19 protein-coding genes are annotated in these 18,495 nt (G+C 51.4%); 10 read left to right on the forward strand and 9 right to left on the reverse strand.

Annotated elements, in window-relative coordinates; genetic code table 11:
• Positions 1-246 precede the first annotated feature (246 nt).
• The 3 genes from CWE14_RS01130 to CWE14_RS01140 are packed head-to-tail and all read right to left on the reverse strand — an operon-like array spanning position 247 to position 2,290.
• Complete coding sequence (locus CWE14_RS01130) at positions 247-1,110, reverse strand: EamA family transporter (protein ID WP_126797694.1); 864 nt, start codon at positions 1,108-1,110, stop codon at positions 247-249.
• A gap of 5 nt (positions 1,111-1,115) precedes the next feature.
• Entirely contained in the window at positions 1,116-1,382 is a 267-nt protein-coding gene (locus CWE14_RS01135; protein ID WP_126797695.1) for a DUF1289 domain-containing protein, read from the reverse strand.
• A 2-nt stretch (positions 1,383-1,384) separates the two neighbouring features.
• Positions 1,385-2,290, reverse strand: coding sequence for a helix-turn-helix transcriptional regulator (locus CWE14_RS01140; protein WP_126797696.1), 906 nt, complete (start codon positions 2,288-2,290; stop codon positions 1,385-1,387).
• Positions 2,291-2,414: 124 nt separating this feature from the next.
• Here CWE14_RS01140 and CWE14_RS01145 point away from each other — a divergent pair, with 124 nt between their 5' ends.
• The 9 genes from CWE14_RS01145 (at position 2,415) to rlmM (ending at position 11,151) form a co-directional block, all read left to right on the forward strand.
• Entirely contained in the window at positions 2,415-3,908 is a 1,494-nt protein-coding gene (locus tag CWE14_RS01145) for a CoA-acylating methylmalonate-semialdehyde dehydrogenase (RefSeq protein WP_126797697.1), read from the forward strand.
• A 14-nt stretch (positions 3,909-3,922) separates the two neighbouring features.
• Positions 3,923-5,080: an acyl-CoA dehydrogenase family protein gene (locus tag CWE14_RS01150; RefSeq protein WP_126797698.1), complete on the forward strand. Its 1,158-nt coding sequence runs from the start codon at positions 3,923-3,925 to the stop codon at positions 5,078-5,080.
• 20 nt (positions 5,081-5,100) lie between these two features.
• On the forward strand, positions 5,101-6,225 hold the full coding sequence (locus CWE14_RS01155) for an enoyl-CoA hydratase/isomerase family protein (protein ID WP_126797699.1): 1,125 nt from the start codon (positions 5,101-5,103) through the stop codon (positions 6,223-6,225).
• Positions 6,226-6,231: 6 nt separating this feature from the next.
• On the forward strand, positions 6,232-7,128 hold the full coding sequence (mmsB, locus tag CWE14_RS01160) for a 3-hydroxyisobutyrate dehydrogenase (RefSeq protein WP_126797700.1): 897 nt from the start codon (positions 6,232-6,234) through the stop codon (positions 7,126-7,128).
• 15 nt (positions 7,129-7,143) lie between these two features.
• The gene (locus CWE14_RS01165; protein WP_126797701.1) at positions 7,144-7,908 is read left to right on the forward strand and encodes an SDR family oxidoreductase; all 765 of its coding nucleotides are present in this window, start codon (positions 7,144-7,146) and stop codon (positions 7,906-7,908) included.
• Between the two features lie 223 nt (positions 7,909-8,131).
• Positions 8,132-9,037 carry a transcriptional regulator GcvA gene (locus CWE14_RS01170; RefSeq protein ID WP_126788263.1) on the forward strand — a complete coding sequence of 302 codons (906 nt, stop codon included), beginning with the start codon at positions 8,132-8,134 and terminating at the stop codon, positions 9,035-9,037.
• Positions 9,027-9,677: an alpha/beta family hydrolase gene (locus tag CWE14_RS01175; RefSeq protein ID WP_126797702.1), complete on the forward strand. Its 651-nt coding sequence runs from the start codon at positions 9,027-9,029 to the stop codon at positions 9,675-9,677. Before CWE14_RS01170 ends, CWE14_RS01175 begins: the two co-directional genes overlap by 11 nt.
• On the forward strand, positions 9,674-10,069 hold the full coding sequence (locus CWE14_RS01180) for a DUF423 domain-containing protein (RefSeq protein ID WP_126797703.1): 396 nt from the start codon (positions 9,674-9,676) through the stop codon (positions 10,067-10,069). The genes CWE14_RS01175 and CWE14_RS01180 overlap by 4 nt, the downstream gene beginning before the upstream one ends.
• Before the next feature lie 2 nt (positions 10,070-10,071).
• Positions 10,072-11,151 (forward strand): 23S rRNA (cytidine(2498)-2'-O)-methyltransferase RlmM, encoded by a 1,080-nt coding sequence (gene rlmM, locus CWE14_RS01185; protein WP_126797704.1) that lies wholly within the window; start codon positions 10,072-10,074, stop codon positions 11,149-11,151.
• 90 nt (positions 11,152-11,241) lie between these two features.
• Here the strand turns inward: rlmM and CWE14_RS01190 are convergent, their stop codons facing one another.
• The 6 genes from CWE14_RS01190 to queF form a co-directional block, all read right to left on the reverse strand.
• Positions 11,242-12,246 carry an isocitrate dehydrogenase gene (locus tag CWE14_RS01190; protein WP_126788259.1) on the reverse strand — a complete coding sequence of 335 codons (1,005 nt, stop codon included), beginning with the start codon at positions 12,244-12,246 and terminating at the stop codon, positions 11,242-11,244.
• A 155-nt stretch (positions 12,247-12,401) separates the two neighbouring features.
• Entirely contained in the window at positions 12,402-13,580 is a 1,179-nt protein-coding gene (locus CWE14_RS01195; protein ID WP_126797705.1) for a hypothetical protein, read from the reverse strand.
• Positions 13,581-13,631: 51 nt separating this feature from the next.
• The gene (locus tag CWE14_RS01200; RefSeq protein WP_126788257.1) at positions 13,632-14,012 is read right to left on the reverse strand and encodes a DUF3192 domain-containing protein; all 381 of its coding nucleotides are present in this window, start codon (positions 14,010-14,012) and stop codon (positions 13,632-13,634) included.
• 15 nt (positions 14,013-14,027) lie between these two features.
• Positions 14,028-15,386 carry a nucleotide 5'-monophosphate nucleosidase PpnN gene (gene ppnN, locus CWE14_RS01205; RefSeq protein ID WP_126797706.1) on the reverse strand — a complete coding sequence of 453 codons (1,359 nt, stop codon included), beginning with the start codon at positions 15,384-15,386 and terminating at the stop codon, positions 14,028-14,030.
• Positions 15,387-15,407: 21 nt separating this feature from the next.
• On the reverse strand, positions 15,408-16,901 hold the full coding sequence (locus CWE14_RS01210; RefSeq protein WP_126797707.1) for a GGDEF domain-containing protein: 1,494 nt from the start codon (positions 16,899-16,901) through the stop codon (positions 15,408-15,410).
• An 83-nt stretch (positions 16,902-16,984) separates the two neighbouring features.
• Complete coding sequence (gene queF, locus CWE14_RS01215) at positions 16,985-17,848, reverse strand: NADPH-dependent 7-cyano-7-deazaguanine reductase QueF (RefSeq protein WP_126797708.1); 864 nt, start codon at positions 17,846-17,848, stop codon at positions 16,985-16,987.
• 60 nt (positions 17,849-17,908) lie between these two features.
• On the opposite strand from queF, the gene syd reads away from it, so the two are divergent.
• On the forward strand, positions 17,909-18,487 hold the full coding sequence (syd, locus tag CWE14_RS01220; protein ID WP_157981762.1) for a SecY-interacting protein: 579 nt from the start codon (positions 17,909-17,911) through the stop codon (positions 18,485-18,487).
• The last annotated feature ends 8 nt before the right edge of the window (positions 18,488-18,495 follow it).

Consider the following 18,495-nt stretch of genomic DNA (forward strand, 5'->3'; position numbering starts at 1 on the left):
GTCTTTTCCTTATGCTTTATTTCCGAACTAAATATTTAAAGGCATCGTTCTACCCCGGTGCTGAAATAATCATAGACCAGTTAATTAGAAATAAAAATTTGTTTGCATTATTTTTACTTGCTGTTTTTTCTTGTTTTTTACGTACTTATATTTGAGAGGTTTTCTGTCGAGGAACTTATATAAAATAAAGGGGTCACCCAAACCGGTGACCCCTTTATTTTGCAAATTTACCGTAAATTAAAGGCTTTATGCTTTACTAATAAGCTTAACTCTACTACCCGCCAGCAAGACACCTAGCCCGATAATAATACCACCGAGGAAAAGCTTAATCCAATTAATGTCCGATCCCCAAAAAATAAAGTTGATTAATAAACCAGCCGGAATTAGTACGTTGTTCATGGTGGCCAGTTGACCAGTATTTACCTGTTTGCTGGCAATGCTCCATGCCAGATAGCCTACGCCAGACGCAACCAGCCCGAGCCAGAAGAGCACGCCCCATTGCAAGGTAGTTTGCGGCGATCGCTCCCAATCGGCAAATAGCACGGCAGCAATAGCACTGACCAATAAAGCACCAAGGAAGAACAAGGCATACACCTGACGTTGCTCTTTATGGTCACCTAAAGGTAGCCGTTTGTAGCCAACCTGACCCAGTGCAAAACAAATATTTGCCCCTTGAATTAAAAGAAAACCATAAATAAATCCTTCACTTATGTTTTCGTAGCGAATAATTGCAGCGCCGCAAACGGCAAGCAGAGCAGCCCCCCACCATTGCCATGGCAAAGACTTTTTATTGATCAGAATTTCATCAATAAGGGTGATGTATAAGGGGGTGAAAACAGTAAATAAAAGAACCTCAGCGATGCTTATGTAATTAAATGCATGGTACAAAAGTATGTACATGATACCAATTTGAATGGCGCCCAGAAATGTCAGTGAAATAGCTTTTCGTTTAGTAATGTACGTGGTTCTTAAAAAAGGCAGTAAAAGTAAGAATGCCAATAACATTCGAATAAAAACAGCAATATAAGCATCAACATCGGCGGATAGATAAACCCCGATAAGAGAGAAACTAAATGCCCAAAGCAAAGTTACCAGTGATAGGGTGAGCATAGTGGTTAGAGATCCTTGTCAAATAAATCGGTTTGCTGAATGGGGCCCTGATCGTCTTGCGGGGATGCTTTATGCATCTGTTGCCGAAGTCGGGCGCGGCGCTGGGTTAGTTTATTCAGAATTAGCCGCTGTTCCTGCTCACTCTTTTGATGCCAGTTAAAACGTTCACTGCGCGAACGCAGACAGCCTTTGCAGTAGCCTTTACTGTTACTCTCGCAGACGCCGATGCAAGGGTTGGGTAGATGAAAAAGCTCCAGTTGGTTAGCGGCCATGGCTATTCTCCGCTGTCTGCGGGTTGATGGGTATGCTGGCGTCGGTATGCCAATGGCGACACCCCGGTCATTTTTTTAAACAAACGAGAGAAATAGTAAGCGTCGTCAAAGCCGAGTGTCTGTCCGATCTGGCGAATACTGTGATTACTATCCAGCAGCATGCGCTGGGCTTCGCGTACTTTCAACTGATTAAAGTAACGGAGTGGACTGGTTCCGGTCAGCTGGCGAAATTTTTTACTGAAATGGAAGGTGGAAAGGCCACTGAAATTGGCAAAATCCTTTAATTCCAGTGCACGATGGCTGTTGTCGTGCATAAAACGTTCTAAGGTGGTGATGGTGAAATTTGCGCCTTGTGGCTGTTCCAGGCGCCGTAAACTAGGTAACTGAACAATCAGTTTCTGCAGTAGTTTAGCGGCCAGCAATGCCCGTTCCAGATTCAGTCGCTGGTGCTGTAGGTTAAGTAGCTGGGTGACGTCCGGAAGCAGCGCACGCCAGTTGGACAGCGTGATGACCGGTGGTTGGTCATCGCGGTTGACGCCGACAAAGTCCATATATTGCTCCACCTGTTCACCAGCAAAATGCGCCCAGTAAATACTCCAGGGGGTATGCTGATCAGCCTGGTAAGAATGAGCCTGCCCGCGTTTTAAAAACAGCACCTGACCGGCTTCCAGGGTGCCGCTTTGGTGTTCAGTCTGGTAGCGTCCGCTACCTTGATGGCAGAATATAAGCAGGTGGTCGGTGTGCACAGAACGGCGTACACGGTGACCGACCGCATGCAAATAATGTCCATAAGCGATTGGATAGAGTTGGCGACTGAACGGATGCGCATGCAAACGGTCAATTGTTGTCTGTGGCAGCAGTAACCGGGAACTGCCTGCGGGCAAAGGCCAGCGAGAGGGTTGACTCATAAAACACCAGCGGTGACAATTTTGTCCATTATAAAGGCAATTTTATCGATTCTAAAGTGTAACCGCCTCTGCTTTAATGCAAGGCACACTAAATAACATACCATTGACAACGAGCAGGTAGATTATGGCTAAGCAAGTTCAACTGTACATTGGCGGCGAATTCGTAGATTCGGCCAGTACTAATATGATCCCGGTAACCAACCCGGCGACCCAGGAAGTGATCGCGCAGGTACCTTGTGCAACGAAAGACGAAGTAAATGCGGCTATTGCCAATGCAAAGGCGGTATTTGAAGAGTGGAAAGAAACCCCTGTTTCTGAGCGTGCCCGTGTCATGATGCGGTATCAAGCCTTGTTAAAAGAACACCACGACGAAATTGCGACCATTCTGGCCAGCGAAACCGGGAAAACCTTTGATGATGCGAAAGGCGACGTCTGGCGTGGTATTGAAGTGGTCGAACACGCAGCAAATGTGCCGTCATTGTTAATGGGTGAAACCGTTGAGAACGTTGCGCGTGGAATCGATACCTACAGCTACACCCAACCGCTAGGTGTCTGTGCAGGTATTACCCCATTTAACTTCCCGGCGATGATCCCATTGTGGATGTTCCCGCTTTCTATTGCCTGCGGTAACACCTTTATTTTGAAACCATCTGAACAGGACCCGCTGACACCAACCCGTCTGGTTGAGCTGTTTGAACAAGCGGGCGCGCCCAAAGGTGTGTTGCAGATGATTCATGGTGGCAAAGACCAGGTCGACATGCTGCTCGACCACCCGGATATACGGGCCCTGTCGTTTGTCGGTTCGGTCCCGGTTGGCCAGTATATTTACCGTCGTGGTACCGAGAACATGAAGCGTGTTCAGGCGTTTGCCGGGGCGAAAAACCATTGTGTCATCATGCCGGATGCGAACAAGCAGCAAGTGCTTAATAACCTGGTTGGTGCCTCAGTTGGTGCCGCTGGTCAGCGTTGCATGGCGATCTCCTGTGCGGTGTTTGTCGGTAAAGCGAAAGAGTGGATTCCTGAGCTTGCCGAAGCACTGGCCAAAGTTCGCCCGGGTGCCTGGGACGATAAAGATGCGGCTTATGGGCCGGTCATTAGCCCGCAAGCCAAAGAGCGGGTACTTAAAATGATTCAGCAGGGTAAAGACGAAGGCGCAGAATGTCTGGTCGATGGCTCTGAATGCACAGTTGAAGGCTTCCCCGACGGAAACTGGGTCGGCCCTACCTTCTTCGGCAAAGTAACTGCTGACATGGAAATCTATAAGCAGGAAATTTTCGGCCCGGTTCTATGTGGGATGGAAGCGGACAGCTTGCAGGAAGCAATTGCCCTGGTGAATGCGAACCCTTACGGCAACGGCACCTCAATCTTTACCGCCAGTGGCGCGGCAGCGCGTAAATATCAGCACGAAGTCGAAGTAGGTCAGGTTGGTATTAACGTGCCAATTCCAGTGCCACTGCCATTTTTCTCGTTTACTGGCTGGAAGAATTCATTCTTCGGCGACTTACATGCCTATGGCAAACAAGCGGTACGTTTCTACAGCGAAACCAAGACAATTACTGCTCGCTGGCCCGAGACTGACCTTGTCAGCGGCCCGAACATGACCATTGATCTTAAGTAAGCCGAGGAGTTGACGTGAATTATAATTTAACTGACGACCAGCAGGCGTTTGTTGATACAGCGCGCGCATTTGCTGAAAAAGAACTGGCGCCGAACGCGGCGCGCTGGGATGAAGAGCATCATTTCCCAATCGACGTGTTTCGTAAAGCCGGTGAAATGGGCTTTATGGGTATGTACACCCCGGAAAGTGCCGGTGGGTTCGGCATGAGCCGTCTTGACAGTGCGCTGATTTTCGAGCAACTGGCGATGGGCTGCACCGCAACCACAGCAATGATGACGATCCATAATATGGTGACCTGGATGATCGGCTCGTTTGCTAAGCCAGAGCTTATTGAAGAGTGGGTTGATGATCTTGTTGCGGGGCAAAAGCTGGGCTCTTACTGCCTGACGGAACCTGGTGCCGGCTCGGATGCGGCCAGCCTGCGTACCAGTGCAAAGAAAGACGGCGATGAGTACGTTCTCAATGGCTCCAAAATGTTTATCTCCGGTGCCGGTGAAACCGATGTGCTGGTAGTGATGGCGCGTACCGGTGGTGAGGGTGCTAGTGGTATCTCAGCGATTGTCGTACCAGCGGATGCCGACGGCATTCACTATGGTAAAGCCGAACAGAAAATGGGCTGGAACGCGCAGCCAACTCGTTTGGTTACCTTTGAAAACGTGCGGGTGCCGGTCAAAAATCTGCTTGGCGAAGAAGGTGAAGGCTTTAAGTTCGCAATGATGGGTTTGGACGGTGGTCGTATCAACATTGCAGTATGCTCGGTTGGTACTGCTCAGGCGGCACTAAATACCGCCCGTGATTACATGCACGAACGGAGTCAGTTTGGCAAGCCGTTGGCGGCTTTCCAGGCGTTGCAGTTCAAACTGGCTGACATGGCCACGGAACTGGTTGCAGCGCGTCAGATGGTCCGTCTGGCGGCCTTTAAAGTAGACAGTAACGACAGTGACAAGACGACTTACTGTGCCATGGCGAAACGTTTTGCCACCGATGTTGGCTTTAAAGTGTGTGATGAAGCACTGCAAATCCATGGTGGCTACGGGTATATCCGTGAATACCCGCTGGAACGTCACGTACGTGATGTGCGGGTGCATCAGATCCTCGAAGGTACCAATGAAATCATGCGCATCATTATCGCGCGCCGCTTGTTAGCGGATGGTGCCAGCGAACTTGTGTAAGCCAGTCTAAGGAGGCACGCATGGATGTAGTAACTTTTTCCACTCGCCCGGCGGCGAATGGCAAAACCATCGCAATTGCCACCTTAAACTCAGAGCGTTCATTGAACGCTCTGAGTTTACCTATGGTGGAATTACTTGAACCTAAATTAAAGGAGTGGCGTGACGACCCCAGTGTCGCTTGTGTCTGGCTTGAAGGGGCGGGCGAAAAAGCCTTTTGCGCCGGTGGTGACATTGTCGCCATGTACCAGGCAATGCAGGATCGGCCAGGTCAGGTGGTGAGTGAGGTCGAAGACTTCTTTACCCGCGAGTATCAGCTTGATTATTTAATCCAGACCTTCCCCAAGCCTTTTATTGTATGGGGCCACGGGATCGTGATGGGCGGCGGTATGGGACTGATGAACGGTGCGTCGCATCGGATCGTCACCGAAAGCACGCGCATGGCGATGCCTGAAGTCACTATTGGTTTGTATCCGGATGTTGGTGGCACCTATTTCCTCAACCGGATGCCGGACAAACTGGGTCTGTTTATGGGCCTGACCGGGGCGTCGATGAATGCCAGTGACGCGTTGTTCTTGAAACTGGCTGACCACTTTGTGCCATTTGCTGAAAAAGAAGCACTGCTGGAGAACCTGCAGGAAATAAGCTGGGGTGACACTGAGAGTCTTAATAAGCAAAAACTGACTGATACCCTGAGTGAACTGCAGCAACAGCATACGGATCTGTTACCGCGGGGCGCAGTAAAAGGACAGCTCGATAGCATCGGGCAGGCACTGAACGGCGATAGCATTGACCAGGTTGTGAGCAATATTCTCGCCATTGAAAGCGACGATAAGTGGTTAACTCGCGCCCAGGGCTCATTGCGTAACGGCTGTCCGATGACCGCTCATTTAGTTTGGAATCAGCTCCAACACGGCGCCAAGCTGAGTCTGGCTGAATGTTTTCAGCTTGAGCTGACACTATCGGTTAATTGCGCGGTGAAAGGTGATTTTTCGGAAGGTATTCGGGCATTATTAATAGATAAAGACAACCAGCCTAAGTGGAGCTACCCGTCGGTAGCAGAGGTTCCGGCAGAGGCGGTGGATGCAATGTTTATGTCACCATGGGGTGATAATGCGCATCCACTTAAAGACCTGGCAAAGGAGTAACGAATTATGGCAACAATCGGATTTATTGGTCTCGGTAACATGGGTGGGCCAATGGCGGCAAACCTGGTTAAGGCAGGTAACAAGGTCAAAGTATTTGACCTGTCAGACGATGCCGTGGCAGCGCTTGTGGCAGAGGGCGCTGAGCAGGCGAAGTCGGCAGCAGACGCAGTAGCGGATGTTGAGTTTGTGATTTCGATGCTACCGGCCTCGAAGCATGTGCGTAGTCTCTACCTTGAAGAGCAGGGCATTAAAGGTGCTATTCCGAAATCGGCGCTGGTGATTGATAGCAGTACCATTGATGCAGCCACTGCACGTGAGCTGGCAGTTGAATTGAATAAAGTGGGTGTACGCTTTATCGATGCACCCGTTTCCGGCGGTACTGCGGGAGCGAAATCTGGTACCTTAACCTTTATCTGTGGCGGCGATGAGGCCGATATTGAAGAAGCACGGGCGGTTCTCGGCCAGATGGGCAAAAACGTCTTTCGTGCTGGGGAACATGGTGCAGGCCAGGTCGCTAAAATCTGCAACAACATGCTGCTTGCAATCCTCATGGCAGGTACCTCAGAAGCGTTGCAGCTGGGTAAAGCCAATGGACTGGACCCGAAAGTATTATCGGAAATTATGCTGCAAAGCTCAGGTCGTAACTGGACGCTGGAAGTGTATAATCCGTGCCCGCACGTATTAGAAGGTGTGCCTTCCAGTAACAATTATCAGGGTGGCTTCCAGGTTGACCTGATGAAGAAAGATCTGGGACTGGCAATGGATACCGCAGAGCAGTCAGGGGCGGTCACCGCACTTGGCAAACTTGTGCAATCACTTTACAGCGAACACAGCAGCGAAGGTTCTGGTAAGAAAGACTTCTCAAGTATTTTTAACCATTTTGAACCAAAGCGCGACGCCTAGAATAAGGATTTAATAATGCAAGTTAACAACAGTGTGATTGTTATCACTGGGGGCGCCCAGGGATTAGGCCTGGCGATGGCGGAACATTTCGCCGCCCAGGGCGCTCGTCTGGCGCTGATCGACATGAATGATGATGCCTTGTCTGAGGCGGTTCAATCATGTCAGCAACAGGGCGCCAAAGACGTTCGCAGTTATATTATTAACGTGACGGATGAAGAAGCGGTCGAATCTGGTTTTGCCCAGATAGACAGGGACTTTGGTGGTATCAATGTATTGGTTAATAACGCCGGCGTATTACGCGATGGCATGCTGGTTAAGTACAAAAATGGTGAAGTGACTCATAAAATGCCATTGAGCCAATGGCAGTCAGTGATCGATGTGAACCTGACCGGGACCTTTTTGTGTGGTCGTGAAGCCGCTGCAGTGATGGCTAAACGCGAACAGGGCGGGGTGATCATCAATATCTCCAGTGTTGCTCGCGCCGGTAATATTGGCCAGACTAACTACTCTGCCACTAAAGCAGGCGTGGTCGCCATGACCGTCACCTGGGCTCGTGAACTGGGCCGTTTTGGTATTCGTTGTGGTGCTATTGCGCCAGGCTTTATTGAAACACCGATGACCCAGGCGATGAAGCCGGAGGCTGTGGAACGAGCGTTGGCAATGGTACCGCTTAAACGTTGGGGACAGCCCAGTGAAGTGGCGGATTCAGCGCGTTATATCATTGAAAACGACTTTTTCTCGGGTCGCGTGATTGAAATTGATGGTGGTGTTCGCCTTTAAATTTTTAGTGGTGAATATCCCCCAGTAATGCCTGTAATTAACGGGTAAAGGCGGCTTCGGCCGCCTTTTTTAATCCAGGCAATCGACATTTTCGGATTAACATAACTTTGCTAACTGGATTACTTTCTGTATCCTGATCAAGAGTCGGCACTGGTTCTGTGTTAATACCTGTATACCAGCGCCTTTACTGTGTTAAATAACGCCTCAGGCTAAGCAGTATTGTATGCGTAAATTACCGCCACTTAATGCGTTGAAGTCGTTTGAAGCAGCCGCCCGGCATTTAAGTTTCACCAAAGCCGCGGAAGAACTTTTTGTCACTCAGGCGGCCGTCAGCCACCAGGTAAAAGCCCTCGAAGATTACCTTGCGATGCCGCTCTTTTTGCGCCGCAACCGCAGCTTGTTGCTGACTGAGGCTGGGCAGAATTATTATCTGGACATCCGGTCCATCCTTGAGCAGCTTACCCAGGCAACCAATAAGCTGATGTTGTCCAGTGAACGTGGTTCTCTGACTATCAGTGTGCCGCCCAGCTTCGCAATTTTGTGGATGGTGCCGCGCTTAAGTGAGTTTCACGACAAGTTCCCGGATATTGATGTGCGGATTAAAGCGGTGGATGAAGTTGCTGGGTCGCTGACCGACAATGTCGATATTGCTATTTACTATGGCCGTGGCCACTGGCCGGGCCTTAAGTCATACAAACTGCATGATGAATACCTGCTTCCGGTGTGCTCGCCACGCTTATTAGATGGCCCCAAGCCGATAAAAACCGCTGACGACTTGCTAAAACATACACTGTTGCACGAAGAAACCCGTAATGCCTGGGTCGATTGGTTCGCGATGGTGGGTCTTGAGGTGCCAAGCCGGATCAGTGGTCCGGTATTCAGCCATTCGTCGTTGTCATTGAAAGCGGCAGTTCATGGTCAGGGCATTGCACTGGCCAACAGCGTACTGGCAAAGCCGGAGCTGGACAGTGGCCATCTGGTAAAACTGTTTGAAGAAGTGCTTCCTACCAGCGATGCCTTCCACCTGGTATGCCGGGAGTCACAGGCTGAAATTGGTAAAATTGCGACCTTCCGCAACTGGCTGCTGGAGGTGGTCGGGCAGGAAGAAGCGGAAAGTCATGGTAAGTAGTGAAATGCACTGGGATGGGGAAGACAATCCCATTGTGTTGGTTTTCGCTCATGGTGCCGGCGCTGGTCCGCAGAGCGAGTTCATGCACAGTATGGCAGCTAAGCTGGCGCACCAGGGCCTGGCCGTGCTGCGGTTTGAATTTCCCTACTGGACTCAGGTGCGCGAGACAGGGCGTAAACGACCACCGAATAAGCAGGATGTGTTGCAACAAGCAATGCAGGACGTTGTTAGCAAAGCCGCGAACGGCACTGCGCAAGGCAAACCACTATGGTTGATGGGAAAGTCGATGGGCGCACGGGTCGCTTTTCAGTCCTATGATCCACTGCACCGCGCGGGCTTCAATGTAAAAGGCTGCGTTGGCCTGGGCTTTCCGTTTCATCCGCCAGGTAAACAGGATAAGACCCGTACCCATGAACTGATTAATGGCGCGGCGAAAAACCTGGTGGTACACGGCAGCAAGGACCCCTTTGGTAAACAAAGCTGGATCGAAAGCCAGTCGTTAGCAGCGCAACTCATGGTAGAATGGGTAGCTGGCGGCAACCATGACCTGGTCCCGAATAAATCCACCGGGGTTAGTGCCAACGAGAGTTGGCAGCAGGTGGCCGAGCGGGTCGCAAGCTTTATTAAGGAGCATTCATGAGCCAGATTTTCATTGTTTTGGCCGGTTTACTGGGCGCGTTAAGTGTTGCACTTGGTGCATTCGCAGCGCATGGCTTACAAGCCAGCCTGTCTGAACGGTCGCTTGAGGTATTCAAGACCGCAGTTCACTACCAGTTCATGCATACAATTGCTTTGTTTGTGCTTGGCGTCTGGCTTAGTCAGCAGGCTCTTGGTAACTGGGGCACCGCAGTCGGTGTGAGCTGGTTGATTGGTATTCTGTTATTCAGTGGCAGTCTGTATTGGTTAAGCTTAGGCGGGCCGCGCTGGCTTGGGCCAGTGACGCCGCTGGGTGGATTAAGTTTTATTATTGGCTGGCTATTGCTGGCCGTCGCTGCCTGGCGTGTTGCCGGTAGCGCTACAAATTCAGGGTAATTATGAGCGCTGTTGTATTATATTGTCGCGCCGGATTTGAAGGCGAATGCGCCGCAGAAATTCAGGAAAAAGCGGGCGAGCTGGGTATTTACGGCTTCTGCAAAGCACAGGCCGACAGTGGCCTGGTAACCTATCACTGCATGGCTGAAGAAGCTGATCACATTGCGAAAAAAATAGCGGTACGGAGTCTAATTTTTGCCCGCCAGCTATTTGTTCGTGTTGCCGAATGCAATGAACTGGAAATACAGGATCGCATTGGCGGCATGCTGGCTACGTTGAAAGCACTGGATGAAGACACCTTGCCGTTATGTGGCGAGCTGCAGGTAGAAACAGCAGACACCAACGAAGGCCGTGCGCTCTCTGCGTTATGTAAAAGTATCAGTACGCCGCTGCGTAAAGCCTTGCGTGACGCTGGTCGCTTGACTGAGCGCGACAGTGACCGCCGCCCGGTGTTGCACGTACTGTTCCGCAGCACCCACTCGGCGATGCTTGGCTATGCCTATACCTACAACCACTCACCATATCCGATGGGCATTGCACGGGTGCGCACACCGAAAGGTGCACCGAGTCGCTCGGCGGCGAAGTTAGCCGAAGCCTTTAAGGTTATGATCCCGGCAAGTGATTTTGACAGCCGCGTCAGCTCCGGTATGAAAGCAGTGGATCTGGGGGCGAGCCCAGGCGGCTGGACCTCGGTATTGGTCTATCACGGAATGATGGTGGATGCGGTTGATAACGGCGCGATGGACGATGGGCTGATGCAAACGGGTCAGGTTAAGCACCGTCGTGAAGATGGCTTTATCTTTCGCCCCAAGCGCCGCAACGTTGAGTGGCTGGTCTGCGATATGGTGGAAAAACCAGTCAAGGTGGCACACTTAATGGCAGACTGGTTTATTGAAGAACAGTGCCGCCAGGCAATCTTCAACCTTAAACTGCCGATGAAAAAGCGCTACCCGTCCGTTCAGCAATACCTGCAGGCGATTCGCGATCGTTTCGCTGAAGCTGGCATGCGTCATTATGAACTTAGCGCAAAACACCTCTACCACGACCGTGAAGAAATCACCGTCTACCTGCGCCGTACCTAATCGAAGTCACCAGTATTTAAGACAATAAAAAAGGCATGCCGAAGCATGCCTTTTTAAACTTATCGTTTTGTTTATGCGCTGGCTGGGTTGTTACAGACGCTCAAGAATGGCCTGGGTAAACTCAGTGGTGCCGTGGCTGCCGCCAAGATCACGGGTGGTGCGGTCACCGCTTTCAATGACATCGCGCAGGGCATTACGGATTTTCTCAGCTTTGTCCTGCATTCCCAGATGCTCAAGCATTTGAATGGACGCCAGAATAACTGAACTTGGATTGGCCAGGTTTTGACCTGCGATGTCGGGTGCTGAACCGTGAACGGCTTCAAAAATTGCGCATTTTTCACCAATGTTAGCGCCCGGAGCCATGCCCAAACCGCCAACCAGGCCAGCACAAAGGTCAGAAATGATGTCGCCGAACAGGTTGGTGGTAACGATCACGTCAAACTGCGACGGGTCCATCACCAGCTTCATGCAGGTTGCATCGACGATCATTTCGTCGGATTCGATGTCGTCGTATTCTTTACCGATTTCACGCGCTACGCTGAGGAACAGGCCAGAGGTTGACTTGAGAATGTTTGCTTTGTGCACCGCGGTAACTTTCTTGCGGCCTTCACGGCGCGCCAGCTCGTAGGCATAACGGACAATGCGTTCACAACCTAAGCGGGTTACCCGACTCATAGCTTCGGCTTCACTGCCATCTTCTTTGGTTGTTTGGCCAAGCCCTGAGTACATCCCTTCGGTGTTTTCACGAATAGTGATGATATCGACGTTGTCGTAACGTGCCTGAGTGCCTTTGAACGAGTTCACCGGGCGTAAGTTAGCATACAGACCAAAGTGCTTACGTAGGGTGACGTTAATGGAGGTAAAACCGCCACCGACTGGTGTTGTTAACGGACCTTTCAGGGTGATGCCGTTATTCTCGATGGCTGCCAGGGTACTTTCAGGCAGCAGCTCTCCATGTTTTTCCAGAGCGATTAAACCCGCATCCGCATACTCGTACTCGAAGTCACAACCGACTTTGTCGAGGATCTGAGTGGCTGATTCAATGATATCCGGACCAATGCCATCGCCGGGAATTACGGTAATCTTTCTGCTCATGGGAGTTCCTTGTCAAATATACTACTGCCAGGCACCCAAAAGGACGCATGGGGAAATTGATAGAAGTTGAACCAACGGCGCTATTTATACCATATTTTGCACTGATTTGACCAGATTGCTTCGACTAAGGTCGCATGGTGCAGGGCGCAGAATCTTTATAAATCGCCTGTCGGACAATGGTAACCACAGGCCCAGGCTGCCTGGTGAACAAGCCGATGGTAGTCATGGTGGTCGAACTCATTCAACAGCGCCAGTGCCGGTTGCAACTCTCTGACTAACGACTGGTGTGAACTCTGTTCGGCTAGCAGTTCGAGCCATTCAACACTGGCGATACTGAGCGCCAGCGCTGCCTGCAATGAATTCGACGGCTTTTCGGTCAGTAGCAGTCCGGGCAGGGCGGATGGCAGTTGCCAGTACTGGCATAAGCGCGTTGCAACCCGATGGGAATAGGTTCGCGATGAGCGTAGCCAGCGTTGCAGACGCCAGGGTTTAGCACCACTGTCACGGCGCCAATGGCGGTGACCTGTCCAGGCCGGATTGCGCCATGCATCATACACGACCAGCCAGCTTAGCAGTTCAACCCGACAGGGGAATTCAATCTGCTGCTGCTCTTCAAACATGAACAGCATTTGGGTGATCAACTGGCGACGGGTAAGCAGGCTCTTGCGCAACGGAAACTGGGGGCGAGTAAGACTGCTTTCGAAGTGACTTAATAAGACTAATTCACGACTGCGCTGGGGGCCCGTCAGCAGTAAAGACTGCTTTAGGCCGAGCACATGGCCTTGAGGGGTATACGCAGTGGCGTAGCGGCAAAGCAGCTGACTTAGCGCGCTTTGCTGCTCCAGCATGGCGACGACCTGTTTAAATAATGCATCTTTTTGCGGCCAGTTAATCAGCGCCCGAACCAGGCTTGCTGGCATCGGTTTTACATCGTCGGTAAGAGAATAGGGAAGTTGTAGCGGCGGCAACTCATCTTCATCCTCGCTGGCCTCGCAGGCTGCGGTATAGTCATCGCTGTATTTATCGTTGAGGTAAGCACGGGCGATAAATTCGGCGGCAACCTGGTACTGAGTATGGCGGGCAAGCCGGGCCAGGACCTGCTCCGGATGAAACCCCTGTTCCGCTTTTTTCGCCATCAGCAGGCAGGCTTTAGCCAGGTGACTGAGCTGTTGCTGTTGGCGCCCCTGCTTTAGCCACTGTATTTGCTGACGTTTGTAAGGACTGGCCAGCGGCACCAGACAGGCGCAGTGCTCAAACAGAGCGACAGCGTAATCAACACCGGTCAAATTGCGCAGTGACGGCGGTAACCGGGAGGTCATGGTGTCATCTTGCATAGTTAGCTCGTACTCATCCGCTATATCCTTCAGCTAATAATCCAGCGGCGACTATCGCAACGGAGAGCCTGTGTGGCGGGTATACGCCGACTCTCCCCAGGCCAGTAAAACATCGTTGCGGAATAGCAGCGGGGTGGTTTCATCCCGCGTGGTTTGACCGTCAGAACGAACATGCTGGGTGCGGTAAAACAGAATCAGCAAATCTCCGTCATCGGTTTCATGGGCCTCACTAATGTCAGGCGGGCCTAACAGCCGCAACACGCCGTCTTTACCTTCGCCAAGCTCAAGGCGTGAGATGTATTTACGATTAAACACCTCACGCTCCTGCCAGGTCATGGTTTCGGGGTTGGCAGTGTAAAATTGCAACACAGCAAGAGCGATGACTAAGTAAATCGTAAAGCCCGCCAGCACAATCTTAAATGCTTTACCCATCTTAGCTTACCTTTCTCAGCTTACCACGACCCGGTAGCACGGCTCATAGGCGGTGCCACCTGGCAGTTTCATTCGGTGTTGTTCAACAAATGACTGCAACAGGGTGTCGAGTTCGGCCATCAGCTCGCGCTCGCCATTAATAATGTACGGACCATATTGTTTGATAGCCGCGACTCCGGGTGCCTTGACATTGCCTGCAACAATCGCCGAAAAAGCCCGGCGTAAATCTGCTGCCAGCTGTTCTTTGGGCTCGTCACGGTGCAATTTAAGTGCTGCCACGTTTTCATGGGTAGGCACAAACGGATGCTGGAACGGCTCTTCGATGTGCAGGGTCCAGTTAAAGTTGTAGGCGTCGCCACTTTCCCGGCGATAGCGTTTAACCGCAGTCATACCAGTCTGTAAGTGCTGTGCAACGTGCTCTGGATCATTGATAATAATTTCATACCAGTCGGTGGCTTCTTTGCCGAGGGTCATCCGAATGAAACGATCCATATCTTCAAAATACTGGCGGCTGCTCTCCGGGCCGGTAAGCACTATCGGCAGTTGCTGTTCGGCATTTTTGGGGTGCATCATAATGCCGAGCAGGTAGAGCAGTTCTTCGGCGGTCCCAGCACCACCCGGGAAGATAATAATGCTATGTGCACAGCGGACGAAGGCTTCCAGACGCTTCTCAATGTCTGGCATGATAACCAGTTCATTGACAATCGGGTTCGGTGGTTCAGCTGCAATAATGCCTGGTTCGGTCAGACCGAAGTAGCGGCCTTCGCTGTTGCGTTGCTTTGCATGCCCAATAGTGGCGCCTTTCATGGGCCCTTTCATCGCCCCCGGGCCGCAGCCGGTGCAGATGTTGAAACCGCGCAGTCCGAGCTGGTAACCGACTTCTTTGCTGTACTTGTACTCAGTGTCGTTGATCGAATGACCACCCCAGCAGACCACCATATCAGGAGCTGCAATTTGCTTCAGGGTTTGTGCGTTGCGGAGTACATCGAAAATGACATGCGTCAGATGCTGTGGGTTCATCGCTTCAAGGACTTCGGCCGGATAGCGTTCACCGACATACAAAATGTCACGTAATACGGCTTCAACATGCTCGCGAATACCGACAATCAGCTCACCATCGACAAAGGCTTTTGGCGGCGGGTTGATTAGCTCAAGCTTTACGCCCCGTTCACGGCGTAAAACGATGACTTCGAAGTCTTTGTACTGTTCAAAGATATCCGCGCTATTGTCAGTCAGGCTGCCGACATTGAGTACGGCTAATACGCAGTTGCGGAAAAGGGTATATAAAGGACTGTTTGAAGACTGTTGTAAGCGCTCAATTTCCAGTTGCGAAAGCAAGGACATACTGCCTTGTGGGGATAACGAAATTCTCATCGTGCCGTGTTTCTCCTGCGGCTATTGTTGACTAACCCGATCTCGGCCCTCATTTTTGGCCAGATAAAGGGCGCGGTCTGCTCGTTCGAAAACGCGCGCGGGGGTGTCCTGCGCGACAAAGCTTGAGACCCCAGCCGATATAGTGATCGAGATACTGGTGTTCTTAAATTTAAACGGGATACTTTTAATTCGGTGCCGGGCTTTTTCCAGCAGCTCAAAAGCAACCTCGGTTGTCGTTTGCGGGAAGACAATGACAAACTCTTCACCACCGTAACGACAGACAAAATCTGTATCGCGCAACGATTTTTTAAGCATGTTGGCGATCACTTGCAGGGTTTTATCGCCTGCGGTATGGCCGTAAGTGTCATTGATAACCTTGAAATGATCAATGTCAGCAATGGCAATGGCCAACGGAGCAGCATAACTTTGCCAGCGCTGATACTCAAGCTCTAAGCGTTCTTCAAATGCGGCTCGGTTCGGTAACCGGGTTAAACTGTCCTGCAGGCTTTTGAATTTTTGCTCGCTGAGCTTGCGCTTGTACATTTGTGCTTCGCTTTCAACGTCTTCCAGCCGTGCCTGCATGGTACTGAGCTGATTACGCAATGACTGACGCTCACTTTGCTCCATGGCCAGCTTATTAACCAGCAACTCGCTGATGTCGTTTACATGCCCCTGCACCTGATGTTTTAACTCTTGCAGGCTGGAAGCGTTATTCACTGAAGACGCCAGGTTTTGTACTCTGGCTTGCAGTTGCAGGCTCAGCTGAGCCTGTTCTTCACTGTTGTCGTCATGGGTCTGGACGGCCCGGGCCAGTGCTTTATTAACTGACGACAGAGCGTCGCTAAGTGAGAGTAAAAACTGTTGTGCCGACTGTCGTTCTTCGTTAATACCCTGAATAATCAGACGCAAGGCGTCCATGCAGGCATTTAACAGTTGTTCGCCATCGAGCATCTGCAGTAATCGTTGGCGCAGGCTTTGCAGGGTGTTGCTGGCAGTACTGCGGAAGTCGATGGTGGCGAGTAAATTAGTCAGCTCACCTTGCAAGGCCTGATAGTCGGCAGCGTTTGGTTTCTCGCCGAATGGGCGGACGCTGTTGCTCAACTCAGCCTGAAAACGCTCGATAACATTGAGCATTAACGGCAGCAGTTCACTGTAGCTGTGTAACGGCGCTTGCAGGCGTTGCAAGACATCTGCGGTTTGTTCTTTGCTGCCTGGCGCTAGCTTTTCATAATCAAGCAGGTGTCGCAGTGCGCTGATAGAACCCAGGTGGACCTCACGCATGGTGCGCTCGATCCGGGCCTGTTCACGCTGCAATGCTTGCATAACCGCATCAAAATGCGGCTTCAGGGCGTCGATGCTAAGCGTGTTGGTGTCGGTCAGGCTTTTAATTTTCGCCAGGTGTTTATCAATGTCGCCGCTGATGCCGCGGGATGCGTTGCCGAGTCGATTAATAAACTCCAGCAGGGTGTTGATTTCCCCTTGTCCCGGGTAGCCGTTGTACTGATTACTACTCACTCAGTGTCCCGCAGTGTCGTGCAATAATGCATATGTATTTGCCCCTCAAGTATACCGCAGAAGGCGTCTCCCTTCGATACGCTTTATTGGCGTACCCCACGCCTGGACTCTGGCCAGGTTTTGCTGGTGCTACGCAGCGGATTAATATCCAGGCCCCCACGGCGGGTATAGCGCGCCGTGATAGTGAGGTGCTGACACCGGCAGTGTTGCCGCAGGTCCTGAAATATCCGCTCCACGCATTGTTCATGAAACTCATTATGGCCACGGAACGACACCAGATAGCGTAATAAACTGGCGCGGTCGATTTGCGGGCCGCTATAGGCAATGCTGACCGACCCCCAGTCAGGCTGGTTGGTAATCAGGCAGTTTGACTTCAGCAGATCGCTGTACAGCACTTCGCTCACATCGGCTGTTTCGCCTTGCTCAGCGTGCCCGTTAACCAGTTGCAACAGCTCGGGTTGATACTGATAATGTTCGATCTCAATATCCTGCTGGTCGATCGATTGCCCTGCTAACGCTGCTATCGGCCGCGCCGCGAATTCCTCAAGGGAATAAAGCAAAACTTCCACAGGGGCTCCGGCGCAATGACCTAAATCGACGGCCATTGTTTGCTGCACCTGTTGCCAGTCGGCAAAGCGACTTTGATTAAAGCTGTTCAAATAAAGTTTGAATGACTTTGATTCAATCAGGTTGGGGCTGCTTACCGGAACCAAAAAACGCGCGATGGCTACCTGGGGGAGCCCCTTGCTGGTGAGCCACGAGAGTTCGTATCCGGTCCATTCGTCGACCCCATGGAATGGCAGGTCGTTATCGTCAATCCCGATAGGGAGCCGGTTAAGAGAACGCGGAACCGGTTGCAGCAAGCTGGCATCATACTGTTCGGGATACTCAGTCGTCTGGCCGAGGGTAAGGTTGGCCATGGCGTCATTCGGTTGCTTTGCTGGCATATGGATACTCCTGTCATTACAATGCTGGGCATTGTAATCCTTCACAAGGTGAACCGCTATATGTCCGACTCCACCGAACACAACGCCAGGCTACAACAGGCACTGGCTGACTTACAACAACGTTATCGTCAGGCCTATACAGAGGCAGGTATGGTGCCGCAAACCGAATACCTGGATGAGTGGCAGGCGCCTTGCTATGACGGCGAGGTGCGCTTCGGTCTGATCCCCTGGCGCGCGGTGGTGCAACAGCCAGTGACCAATTTTAGCGACGTTGAGCGCGGCCTGGAAAGCCATTTACACACGGATGTACAGCTGTTTTACGCGACGTATTTCGCGGCAGATCTGCACGTGGCTTTGGACGGGCATCCGATGACGCTGTCGCAGGTGATGTGCGTCGAAGATGTAGAGCGTCTGCACCGTAACCTGATTGCCCATGTATTGATGAAGCGCCAGTTGCAGCAGGATGTCACTCTGTTTATCGGCACCAGTGACGCCAGTGATGACTTAATTGTTTCGGTAAATAACTTAACTGGAGAAGTTGGCCTCGAGTATGCCGGAAAACCACAGCATGAAAAGCTGGCAGATAACCTGACAGAGTTTCTGCAACGACTCGATGTGCGAGTTGTAACGGATGCTTAATTTATCGC

Source organism: Aliidiomarina soli, assembly GCF_003986975.1.
Classification (GTDB): Bacteria; Pseudomonadota; Gammaproteobacteria; order Enterobacterales; family Alteromonadaceae; genus Aliidiomarina; species Aliidiomarina soli.